Genomic DNA, 12,773 nt, shown 5'->3' with positions numbered 1-12,773 from the left:
TTTCTTACTATTGAATATTCTTAGGATTATTAAACATAGATTTGCATATGTGTGAGTAGATTAGTAGAGTGCTTTGCTTAGTTTTTGTATTTATATAATGATGAAATTCAATTTTTTGATTTAGAGATTATGGTATTTGATGTAACAAATAGATTTTTAATAGCAGAAGGTTAAAATGAAAAAAACTTTTATTGTATTTTGTATCATAATACTTCTAGTAACAGGATTGATTCTATATCAGAATTCTTATGATATGAAACAAGAAGAAGTGATTATCCAAACAAAAGAAAAGAAAATAAATTAAATGGTGTATTAGCATTACCTAAGTCAAAAGAAAAACCAGATTAATTATTTTTGTTCATGGTGATGGGCCTGTAAACGCAACTTACGATGATGGCTATTTACCTTTATGGGAGAGTTTAGCACAAAAGGAGGATGCTTCACTTGCGTGGGATAAACCTGGTGTGGGGAAATCGATCGGCCAATGGCTTGATTAATCTATGGAAGATCGTGCGAGCGAAGTGATGGAGGTTATTAAATGGGCAAAGAAAAATCTTGATATTGATCCTCAAAAAATAGGTTTATGGGGAGCTAGTGAAGATGTTTCCTTTAGTATTTTAGTATCACCTGCTATTAATTGGATAGAACAAGGGAAGTATTATACAGAAAAAAGTATGGCTAATGCTGGTGCAACAAAAAAAGAAATATCTCAACGAATAAAACAAACAAAAAGTTAGGATATATCTAGAAAACTTGATAATCTATACCCTAGAAAAAGATATAGACTATAAATTTCTAACAAATATCCTAACTCTCTTTGCTTATATTAAATTACCTTCCATAAAGATAAAGCATTTATCCAGGTTGAATCACCATTTCCTTGATAACTTTGTACAGCTTCGTAAATTTTACCTTGATATTCTACTCTATCGTCTTTTTTATATGCAGCATATGGATCCCACTTTTTATATTCTGAAGAAGAACCATCTTTCGTTGTAACTTTAATCTCATTACTCGCAGCTGAAACCTTTCCTTGAACATCTACAGCTTTAATTACATATCTATACTCTGTATTAGCTTTTAAACCTTCATCTGTATATTGAGTCGAAGTACTTGTACCTATTTTAGTACCATTACGATAAATCTCATACTCTTTTACACCAATATTACTTGTAGGCTTTCCCCACATTAAATTAAGACCACTTGTACTAACTTCAGTCGCTTGTAATCCTGTTGGAGCAGTTGGAGGGACTTGATTTTGATCTTCACTCTTTGTGATTACACTAACTTGATTACTATTTTCAGATTTATTTCCTGCTGCATCCACAGCTTTAATTGTATAACTATACTTTGTATTAGCTTTTAAACCTGTATCTTCATAACGTGCTGCACTCGTTTTCCCTACCTTTGTTCCATCACGATAGATTTCATATTCTTTCACACCAATGTTATCCGTAGAAGCGTCCCATTTTAACTCAATTGTTGCTGTTGTTTGATTTGAAGAACGTAGGTTACCAGGTACTGTTGGAGCTATTACATCAATTTCATTATCACTATTAAAAAGAGAAAACATTTTAGAAAAAGCTCCATCCTCTACATCAGGTAACCCAGAAGCATCTCCAGTTGCTTGGCCGATTTGCCAACTTTCAGTAGATTTTTTATCACGATAGACTGACCACATACTAATTTCCCCGATACCTTTTTCTTTAGCAAATTGGAACAATTCTTTTGCATTATTTAATGTAAAAGTTTCATTTTGAGTATCATTCTTTCCAATCATCGGTGTAACAGCGATTTTTGTCCAAATATCAGAATCCTTAATAGTATCTTTATATAAAATTTTTAATTGACTATGCAAACTATTGATAGCACCTATAGCAGCTTGACCCATTTGTTGATTCTGTTGTCCATAATCCATAGTCATGATATTAATAGAGTTCAATTCTACATTGTTATTTAACGCGCTTTGGATTACATTTAATCCATCATTTGTTAATCCATAAGGCATTACTGGTAATGTGTAACCGATTTTTACACCCTTACCCTCAGCTTTTAACTCCTTTTGTAATAACGCAATTGCTTTTGATCTTCTTTCAATAGACTCTGAATGTGAAACTAAAGCACCTTCAATATCAAAATCTATGTGCGTTAAATGCAATGTATTGATAACTTTCTTATAAGCATCTTTTAATTGATTTACATCTGTAATAGCTGCCGCAACATCTGCACCTAACCCAGGAGTATTACCTGCATTTGCTCCACCAAAGGAGACCTTAACATCTCCGCCCATTTTCCTAATTTGTTTAATTTGGTCGTCTACATTACCATCTCCAATTGGAGAATGGCTTCCGCCCCATACAGGATTACCATTTTTATCTGCTACTACAAACGATAGAGTAAAAAACCTAGTTCCTGTTTCTTGTGCATATTTTAGTAAATTTTGAGGGTTCATTCCATTGTCTACATATGGTGCAAAAACATGATTTGGCCAAGTTATTCCTTCACCAAATAAATCATTGGGATCGCTAGTATCTGGTATATACTCTGATCCAGTATATAATTCCCATCCACTATATTGTTGAGGAGGTAATGTACCTGCATTTATCCAATATTGAGAATGATAAACCTTACCTTCATATGTAACATAAGAACCACCTGGATAATCTTTATTTCTATTCCAAAACGGTGCAATTTGTTGTTCTACTGCCTTTTGAACCTTTACTGTATTTTCTTTCGCATATATAACAGAATCATTGATAAAATATGATACAGGCATCATCATAGAAAAAACTACAGCTGTTTTAACTAGCTTATTAGATGGATATTTTTTCATGTTCATAACAATTCTCCCCACATTCCCAACTTACAATTCTAAAAAAATATAATTATGTTTGTTATTAAATAAACTATTTTTATTATCATCTTTTTGCATCAAAACCCTCGTACTTACCTCATTATTAAGGTATTACCTACGTTAAATTGCTTTCCATAAAGATAAAGCAGATATCCAGGTTGGATCACCATTTCCTTGATAACTTTGTACAGCTTCATAAATTTTACCTTGGTATTCTACTCTATCACCTTTTTTATAAGCTTTATATGGATCCCATTGTTCATAAGATGAACCTTGTTCTTTTGTAGTTGCAGTTAAAATGTTACTTTTCACTGATTCATTACCTGCCTTATCAACTGCTGTAACTGTGTACTTATATGTTGTATTAGGCTGTAAATTTTTTTCTGTAAATGATGTAGATTGTGTCGTTCCAACTACAACCATTTTTCCGCCCGATGTTTCTCTGTATACAGCATATTGATCAACAGCAATGTTGTCGTCTGATGGACTCCACATTAAATCTATACTTGACGATGTTACTCCCATGCTATGTAATCCTTTTGGTTGAGTCGGAGCTTCTGTATCTGGAGTTTCATTTGTTGTTTTTACAACAACATTTTTACTTTCTTTGGAGACATTGCCAGCTGCATCTAACGCCTTTACTGTATATGTATATTCCGTATTTGCTGTTAAATTTTTATCTGTAAAGGTTGTCGCAGGTACGGTATTAATTACTTTACCCTCACGTAATATTTGATATTCTTTCACACCTACATTATCTGTAGAGGAATTCCAACTTAGTTCTACACTGTTCGCTGTTACCTTTGCAGCATGAAGTGCTTGTGGTTGAGTTGGAGCTTCTGTGTCTGGTTTAACGTCATTAACCAAATTTACATCTATTACATTATAGAAAGCGTTTGCAGTGTCAGCTACATCCCAAACAGCTAGAATAACATGATATCCACTACGGTCAGTAGGTACATTGATTTTATGTGATAGGTTATTAGATGCTGCCGAACCATCATGTTTAACAGTCCCGATAGGCTCAAAATCAGCGCGTGCGAGTGGCTTATTAGGATCCCATCCTTTTTTAGTAATGTAATAGTGCCATTGACTAGTTAAATGTGGAGCAGTGTATTTCCAAGTAAAAGTATTTTCTCCTCCATTAATTGTATTCTTAAACCATCGATTTGAGGTTTGTTGATCAAGAATACCATCAAATTTTCCGCCAGCGGAAGCAATTTTCCCATCTACAGGACCACCCTGTGGAAATCCTTTTGGCGCTTCTAGACTTTGTGGTTCATACATAATACTTCCACAATTTAAATTAAGTGCTCCATAAGGTTGACTACATAAGGCGGCACGGCTTCCTGGTTTTTCAACAAATCCATGTGCAGATGCATTTTGAGGCATAATCATGGCCCCTAGAATTCCAGTTGCTAAAATTGTTGTACCTACAGCTATTTTTTTAAAAATTCTGTTTGTAAAATTAAATGATTGTTTATTATGCATTATTTTAATCCCCTCTATCTTTCGCATGATGAATTACGTATTTGATTTTAAGAGGGTTTTGATGCAAAAAAATAACAACAAAATAGTCTTCCATTTTTTGATATCTTTTTTGGATCTTTAGCACAGGGGATAATTATACAGAGTTAGTTGGCAATTCTCTAATCATAGATATATACTGCAAGTTTGTAGATGTTATACAGATTTAACGAACTTAATTAAACACTCAAAAATTGTTGTATTAGATCGTACTTTGTTAAGAAATTCTGTTTTTTTATTCTTTCCAGAATGAGATTTACATAAGTTAATGTAGTTATAAATGTACTTAAACAGGTTAATCTTATTAAAATCCCCCTTCTCTCTTTCATTTAAAAAATGAATATGATATGAAAATTTAATATTAATTCAGTATCAAGGCTATATGTAATAAGATGCTAACTAATAAGTTGAAAATTCACTTTTTCTAAAGCAAAAAAGATATTAGTTGGTGTTTTTCTAAATAATACGTATTTATAACCTATATTTTCATAGTACTTATTGACACAAATTTACGCAATTTAGTATCAAAATACTTAATTATGTGAGAAATTGACTGTGTTATAATATGTTTTACAGTGTATATAATTGAAAAACATATTAAAGACATTGCAATTTTATACAAATACTATAATAAATTTGTAAAAACACATCTAATCTTTCAATATTTTAACGAATTATCCGAAAGAAGTCTCCTTCCTCAAGCGTGTGAAGGGCAATAGCCCAACGATAGGTGGAAGATGAATTTCGGTTTGGCGCAGCCAAAAAGCATGTAATTGTGCTTTTTATTTTCTCTACGGTATAAGCAGTCTTATAAAACAAAAAGGCTGGTATATCAGTGAAATTAGATAGTAATAATCATTCAGTGTTCTTGTTGTATTATCATCTTGTGTTGGTCGTGAAATACAGAAGAAATGTATTAGATGATGATATGTCATACTATGCAAAAGACATGTTTGTATGGTTATCCGAGAATTACAACATAACACTGGTAGAGTGGAATCATGATGTTGACCATGTACATATCTTGTTCAAGGCACATCCTAATACAGAAATGACAAAATTTATTAATGCTTATAAAAGTGCAAGTTCTCGACTAATTAAAAGAGATTTTCCACAGGTAAAAAAGAAACTTTGGAAAGAGATGTTTTGGTCAAGAAGTTTTTGCTTACTAACTACTGGTGGTTCACCAATAAATGTAGTAAAGAAGTAGATTGAAAATTAAGGTGAAAAGTGAGGTGAAATGATATGACAAAGTATAATAAAGCATATAAATTTCGTTTGTATCCAACAGAAAAACAAGCATATCTTATACGTAAAACCTTTGGTTGTGTGCGCTTCGTATATAACAGAATGTTGGCTGAACGGAAAGAAGTGTATGAGAAATACAAAGATGATAAGAAACAACTAAAGAAACAAAAGTTTCCAACTCCAGCAAAATACAAAGAAGAGTTTGAATGGTTGAAAGAAGTTGATTCATTAGCTCTGGCAAATGCTCAACTAAACTTGCAAACTGCCTATAAGAATTTCTTTAGCGGTCAAAATGACTTCCCAACATTCAAAAGTAAAAAAGGCAGAAAGTCTTATACAACGAATGTAGTGAACGGAAATATTATGTTACTAAATGGTCATATCAAATTACCAAAACTGAAAATGGTACGTACCAAACAGCATAGAGAAATACCACAAGACCATAGTATCAAGTCGTGTACAATCTCCATGACACCTACTGGTAAATACTATGTGTCCATCTTGACTGAATATGAGAAAAAGATTGTACAAAAAGAAGTAGAAACAGTTGTTGGATTAGACTTTGCCATGGATGGATTATACGTTAGTTCTGAGGGTGAGAAAGCCAATTATCCTAAGTTCTATCGTGAAATGTTAGACCAATTAGCAAAGGCACAACGAGTATTATCAAGACGTACGAAAGGTTCTGAACGTTGGAATAAACAACGTATTCGTGTAGCGAAGTTACACGAAAAAGTAGCTAACCAACGTAAGAATTTCCTTCATCATAAGTCTAAAAAATTAGCTACTCATTTTGATGTTGTAGCGATTGAAGACCTAAACATGAAAGGAATGTCGCAAGCACTTCATTTTGGAAAAAGTATAGCTGACAATGGTTGGGGTATGTTCATTTCTTTTTTAGCTTATAAACTACACGAACAAGGCAAACACCTTGTGAAAATAGATAAATGGTTTCCTTCCACAAAAACATGTAGCAGTTGTGGAAGTGTGAGAGATATGCCATTGTCTGAACGAGTATATTCTTGTACATGTGGTATAAATCTCGATAGGGATTATAACTCAGCCATCAATATCAAACATGAAGCAATACGCCTAGTAGCATTAGCATAAATAGCAACAAAATAACCTTTGGAACAAGGGAGTTAGCTCGGCTGTCTTAGGACGAATTCGTTAGCTATCAAAAGGAACGACTAACCGAGAAGCCCCCACTTCAAGTAAACTCGTAAGAGTTACTAAGTGGCGGGTAGTTCACAATTCTCTGAACAGCTGACATAACCTCTTGTTGCCAAAGAACATTGTTCCCTTTATTATAGTGAGATTTAATTTTGTCATTGGTGATATTATTGATTTCTGCCTTTGCAACCTACTCATTGGACCATGTCCTACCCATTCCTTGAGGTGTGAGTTTTCTGTCGGGAAATGATAAAGTTAGTTAAAAAAGAAAAAAAGATCCTAAAAATAATAGGATCTCTTTTTTTTGGTTTTAGGGTATAACCAAACTGGTAGAAAGCTTGCTTTTTGGTTTTAGGGTATAACCAAATTGATACAAAGCTCGCATATTGAAGTATGTTAGAAACTTCAATATGAATTATAATCAATTATGTATATAAATTCATATGCAATTTTGCATATTATTATACTTTCTTGAACCTCTCACGACTTCAGTATACGAAAAAATCATAGGCGTCAGCCTACTGACATTCATCTCACACCTAAAATTTGCATTTCACACCTTCATATTTTTGAGGAAGGAGTCTTTTGTAGGAAAACGATATCATTATAAATTTAGTAAAGGTTAAAAACCATTAAAAAGGACCTGCTGTCCGCAACAGGCCCTTTTTTAGAATGCATAGAAGATTAACAGGAGATTGCCTTAATATTACCAAATCTGGTTTATAAATTCCACTCATTGGTGTTAAGAAATAAAAATTCTTTTCATTAGAAATGAGTAAATCAGAAATTTAACTCATAGTTTCTTATCCTCGGTCTACTTATGTTTACATGGTGTATGGTAACCTGGAAAAATATCTCTATACTGCAATCTAGCTGCATCCTATTCTAACGAAACACTTAGTCATCAGAAGGAATTGTATTTCCATTTTAGTACTATGATTACTGTTGATTGGCATTCCCCAAACTTCTACCCTTTTTATCTATATTTTCTCGATGTTTTGCCTCTTCTTTTAAGAGTTTATAAATTTCACACTTTATAATATTTCTTTTACGTTCTATGAAATCTAGTTGTTTGTCCAATTCTTTTATGCGTTTGATTATTTCTTGTATTAATATTTTGTTACTCATAGTCTGCCCCCCCTATCAAATTATCCCAAAAGCTATAGTAGCTATTAATCAAATAGCGTTCTTTTGCTTCTCATAATAAGAATTTTTGATTAACGGCTTATTATAGATATAATTGTCTTTTAGCCTCTTATTACTATGAATTATGTTTTTTCATTTTATCTACATCAAAATTTATATTTCAGTGCCCACTCAATCTAGCTAGACTTCATATTATTGATTCGTTTTACATCTTAAAGTTCAAAAAACAAACTATTCCCTGATTGTTTTTCTTCCTCTTCATTTTTAACACATACCTTTCATGCAGGATATTCTTTCAAAATACTTACAACATGAAATCCCTTATTGTAAATTTGGTATTTTTATTTAAAATACGGTATGTGAAATTTCACTAATTATCTTCTTAAAAAACAATAACTACACTATACTCCTCATCATACTGTTACTCATAGTTCGGTCATCCATTTAAATACCTATTCATAAACCTGATACTGCAACTAAGCATATTCAACTTTGTTCCTAATCTATAATATATTTTCTATTTCTCTTTTGAATACAATCAAAATATTCCGTCAATAATATAGATACCATAATATTTCTCCAATCCCCCTGGAGTCGAGCAGTTAGTAAAAGCTAACTGTTCTTTTATTGGAAACATTTACTTGATGATTTCAATGTAATATAACGTTACTATGATAGTAGCTCAACTAAAATGAGCTGTTATACCCATTACCCTAGGTAACTAGGGTTTTAAAATGCATTTTTGTTTAGTAATATCACTCTAATATTGATAACAAATTTTCTTTTTAAACCTTTCATCTTTTCCCTCTTTTCAATTAAAATAGCACTTTATTAAATTTCCAATTGTACTACTATATGATTAGCACCTAAATTGCCTTCCTTTTCTATAACGAATACAGATTCACCTTACATTGAACTTACGAAAAATGAAATTATGCATATCCTCTCAAAAATAACTAGTACATATGGTACAGTACTAGTTGCTGATACAGTAAAATAAAACCATATGTAAAGACGTAACACATCTCTCAACTATATGCCTCGTCTATCTGATATGTTCTCTATTTTCTTGTATCTGTACCCGTCAATATGATTTAAGTTGAAGAATGACATTTGTCATTGTAACTTTTCTTCTGAAACAATATATAACAAATTTCCCTTATTAAATCATATTAACATGGACCATTAGCTCGGCTGGCTCAAGTGAAAGACTCATAATCTAATCGTCTAGAATCACGAAGAAAATTTTTCGTTGGATAATCATTTTTCATAGTCACAATCCTTCACTAAAAAACTACACTTTCTTCTGATTATCCTCACTTTTCCTAGAAAAGAATACTAACTAATAATTGCAGGACTCTTACAACCTAAACCAACTCTATTTTCGATATCACAAATATAATATCGTAGGAGTTAATTACAAAAAATGAAAAAACATATCTCTATTGCATTATTTTTACTTTTATTCGGATTATTCTCCCCTTTCTCTAATATATATGCGGAGACAAATAAACAAGAATTAAGTAAGCATGATGTAATTTCTTCTGTTTTAAATAATAATAATAATCTAGAAGAAAAAATCAGTTATATTAGGAATGGTAATTTTAATGATTGGTCGGTTAAAGAGATTAATCAAACCTTAGATAAACTAGATAATTTAAACTTAAGCATAATGGAACGAGCGACAATAAAAAGAGAAATAATTCGTCAGTCCGGCTTTTCTAATTTTGATTTTAAAGGAACAAATTCAGATGTTTTAGCATTTAAAGAATTAAAAATAGCTATTATTAAGACAGATGAACCGCTTATCCTATATAGAAGAAGTAAATCTGGTGAACCAGAATCTAAGTATGGTCTTGGCTATTGGTGGGGAGATAAAGAAAGAACTATTGAAGAGACTCGAAATAAGTTAGCTGTTTTAGAAGCATGGGGAAATCCACTTAATACAACATATAAAATTATGGTACCAAAGGGTACTAAAATGCTTACAGGCGTTACTGCTCCTCAAACTCAATATCTTAAAGGAACAAGTATAATTCAAGAATATAGAAAAGGTGGGGCTATTCAATACTGGATTAATAAAGTAAATAACAGTTGGTTACGTTAAAAAGTTTCTTGGAGGATAACATGACGAATGATCATGAATTTATTAATTTGATACTAAATTGTGAGCACATTTTAAAACAAAACATCCCTAGTAATTCAGAAGATGCTAAAAGGTATTATTTAATGTTAAGCGAACTAAAGGGTTTAAGAATAACCATAAAATTAAATCAATTAAACACCAAGTTATATTACTTATCAATAACACAAATGCTTGAAAAAGATGATCCAGAAGAAGTATTACATGCTGTTTTAGAACTCAATAAATTTTATTGTGCGCATTATCAAAACGTATAACATTGGAGACCTGTTTCAAAAATCAAATTTGAGTAAGAAAAATTTTAAAGACATGAGAGTACTGTTTTTTCAAAGCATACCATTTTAAATTACGTTGAAAATTCATATCATATTACCAACATATGCGCTCCATATATGCCACAAAAAAATTGAGAAAACTTTTAATTGAAGATTAGAGAGATTACGTCTCTATAATATCAATTCACTTTATATTCCAATGATATTAAGCTGACTATGAGGACATTTTCTTTTTAATTACATCCTTACAATTGAAAAGATTACATTCTAACTCTCTTTAAATTTTAAATCCGAAAAACAAAAAGGGACTCATTAAGGATACTTTTTTGTTTTCTCAATAACCAATACAATTAAAAATAGTAAGATATTCTTGAGATAGAGCTGGCAATACATTTGTGTACGCAAATGTATCGTGGTTCAAGGTGAAAGACACTCATAAGAGTGTCTTTTTTTCTACAAATGCTCACACAAATGGTTTTTTTTAAGTTTCCATTCATGTTCAATGAGAAAAACAAAAAGAACTTGTAGTGATTTCTACAAGTTCTTTTTGAGATAATGGTAACAAGGGACAAACAAATTATCTTAACAGACACAACAGAGGAACTACTCGGATAATTGCTTGACAAGTTTATTATATAACAATTATTAACATTTAAATATTAATAATTGTTATAATTATGCGAATTAATACAATCAAAGAATTTATTGCGTTTTTGTTCATTCAAAACTTACTTTAGAATAAATTAGATATTTTTCTCAAAGTTTTACATAATACTAACTATATAAAGAAAAAATCCCTGATTCTGTTGGGATTCTTTTTCTTTGTGTAATTGACTCACACAAATGATCTGTACATCAATTCACCTTTGATATACAGATCATTTGTATGAAAATTTTTATAAATACTTGCAAAATAATGAACTTACATAAATGTTTTTAAAAGTTCTTGAACTAATGGAATTGCTCCACCTAAAAATTTTAAAACTGCCACTGCGATTTCCATATTATTTCCCCCTCTTGTTTGAGTATTAAGATGTGGTAAATCTTTATACCCTTATTATAGTCAGCGCTTACATAAATATCAATACATTTAGATATGCAATATTTAATATTAAAGATGTGTTCTATACTGTTATAATAGAAGAGGTAAATTTCACAGCACTCTTAAGTGAATAAAACAGCTCGTGAACATAAAAGTTTTCGTAGCTAAAAAAGAAGAGGATTTTTATAATCCTCTTCTTTTTTCTATATTCATACATTTACTCACACAGAGAAAGCTTAATCGGCCTGCAAAAAGTATACTGTTCCTGATATATCAAGAGTGTTGGTTCTGGTACAAGAATGTTAGATAAAAACATAGAGTAGCAATTATCTCTATATTTCTATCTTATGAAACTAAGCCAAACAATTTATGAATAAATTCTTTCTGATTTTGAACAGACTTGTCCGGTAAAACAAGTTGCCCTTTTTTCATCATATGCATGGCTTCAATACCACTCAATATAGAGATTGCTGTTTTAAATGACTTTAATCCTAACGTAGAACGAACTCGCCTTTTAATAAACCGGTGGTCTTGTTCCACTATATTATTGAGATATTTAACTTGCCTTAGTTGTATGCCTTCAGGCATGTGTTTCTCTTCTTTCAACTCTTGAATCGCTACAGGATAGGCTGGGTTCTTATCTACTGTTATCACGCGAGGTTTAGAAACATACGAAAAAGCCAAGGCTTTCTTGCAAAAGCGCTTGGCTGCTTGTTTATCTCTTGATTTACTTAGATAAAAATCAATTGTATTCCCCTCTGAATCGACTGCACGATATAAGTACATCCATTGACCTTTTACTTTAATATAAGTTTCATCGACTCTCCACGAGTCATTTGTTGATTTAATATGATGTCGTACTTTCTCTTCTAATTGAGATCCATATTGATGAACCCAGCGCATAATCGTTGTGTGAGCAATTGATAATCCTCTTTCCTCCATCATTTCTACCAAGTTACGGAAGCTCAAATTGTACCGTAGGTACCACCTTACTGTTAATAAGATTAGTTCAGGCTGATAATGCTTCCATTTGAACAAATTTTCCTTTTCCATACTGATCACGCCCCTTTTTAGAGTCATACTATCAGTATGTTCAAGTTTAGAAGATTATTTGCAAGAGTCTTAGAACTTTTGCACCAGAACCAATAATTCTATGACTTCTTCTTTCCAAATTAATTCCCCCTTTAAAACTAGATTTGTTGATTATTTTTTCAATATGCTAAATATTTATCCGGACAAAACAACCATATTCTACCATTAATTGAATTATTTTTTAAATTTAATTTATATTCTAAAATTTAACACTATTATTTGAGTGTTTTCATCGTAACAACTTAATTTATACAGAATAACTAACTGTTCTTA

The 12,773-nt window shown here is 31.5% G+C and carries 9 protein-coding genes and 1 pseudogene; 5 read left to right on the top strand and 5 right to left on the bottom strand.

Annotation, left to right across the window (positions count from 1 at the left end; all coding sequences use genetic code 11):
* Positions 1 to 524 precede the first annotated feature (524 nt).
* Positions 525 to 737: an alpha/beta hydrolase gene (locus tag AAIE21_RS26715; RefSeq protein ID WP_343269492.1), complete on the top strand. Its 213-nt coding sequence runs from the start codon at positions 525 to 527 to the stop codon at positions 735 to 737.
* An 89-nt stretch (positions 738 to 826) separates the two neighbouring features.
* Here AAIE21_RS26715 and AAIE21_RS26710 read toward each other — a convergent pair whose 3' ends face one another.
* A complete protein-coding gene (locus AAIE21_RS26710; protein ID WP_343269491.1) occupies positions 827 to 2,839 on the bottom strand; it encodes a fibronectin type III domain-containing protein in 2,013 nt (670 codons plus the stop codon).
* Positions 2,840 to 2,974: 135 nt separating this feature from the next.
* Entirely contained in the window at positions 2,975 to 4,345 is a 1,371-nt protein-coding gene (locus tag AAIE21_RS26705) for a lytic polysaccharide monooxygenase (protein ID WP_481858719.1), read from the bottom strand.
* 871 nt (positions 4,346 to 5,216) lie between these two features.
* On the opposite strand from AAIE21_RS26705, the gene tnpA reads away from it, so the two are divergent.
* Both tnpA and AAIE21_RS26695 read left to right on the top strand, forming a co-directional pair.
* Positions 5,217 to 5,591: an IS200/IS605 family transposase gene (tnpA, locus tag AAIE21_RS26700; RefSeq protein WP_343269490.1), complete on the top strand. Its 375-nt coding sequence runs from the start codon at positions 5,217 to 5,219 to the stop codon at positions 5,589 to 5,591.
* A gap of 35 nt (positions 5,592 to 5,626) precedes the next feature.
* Positions 5,627 to 6,739 carry an RNA-guided endonuclease TnpB family protein gene (locus tag AAIE21_RS26695; RefSeq protein ID WP_343269489.1) on the top strand — a complete coding sequence of 371 codons (1,113 nt, stop codon included), beginning with the start codon at positions 5,627 to 5,629 and terminating at the stop codon, positions 6,737 to 6,739.
* A gap of 1,002 nt (positions 6,740 to 7,741) precedes the next feature.
* Here the strand turns inward: AAIE21_RS26695 and AAIE21_RS26690 are convergent.
* Entirely contained in the window at positions 7,742 to 7,930 is a 189-nt protein-coding gene (locus AAIE21_RS26690; RefSeq protein ID WP_343269488.1) for a hypothetical protein, read from the bottom strand.
* Positions 7,931 to 9,374: 1,444 nt separating this feature from the next.
* On the opposite strand from AAIE21_RS26690, the gene AAIE21_RS26685 reads away from it, so the two are divergent.
* On the top strand, positions 9,375 to 10,055 hold the full coding sequence (locus tag AAIE21_RS26685) for an autotransporter (protein WP_343269487.1): 681 nt from the start codon (positions 9,375 to 9,377) through the stop codon (positions 10,053 to 10,055).
* Positions 10,056 to 10,075: 20 nt separating this feature from the next.
* Complete coding sequence (locus tag AAIE21_RS26680; RefSeq protein ID WP_343269486.1) at positions 10,076 to 10,348, top strand: hypothetical protein; 273 nt, start codon at positions 10,076 to 10,078, stop codon at positions 10,346 to 10,348.
* Between the two features lie 940 nt (positions 10,349 to 11,288).
* Here AAIE21_RS26680 and AAIE21_RS26675 read toward each other — a convergent pair.
* Positions 11,289 to 11,476: pseudogene (locus AAIE21_RS26675) on the bottom strand (hypothetical protein).
* Positions 11,477 to 11,753: 277 nt separating this feature from the next.
* A complete protein-coding gene (locus tag AAIE21_RS26670) occupies positions 11,754 to 12,461 on the bottom strand; it encodes an IS6 family transposase (RefSeq protein ID WP_343269485.1) in 708 nt (235 codons plus the stop codon).
* Positions 12,462 to 12,773: the final 312 nt, after the last annotated feature.

The sequence above is a fragment of the Paenibacillus sp. 102 genome (assembly GCF_039549175.1).
Lineage (GTDB): Bacteria > Bacillota > Bacilli > Bacillales > Bacillaceae_G > Bacillus_A.
The sequence above is the reverse complement of the archived record's forward strand: the minus strand, read 5'-3'. Positions and strand labels throughout refer to the sequence as shown.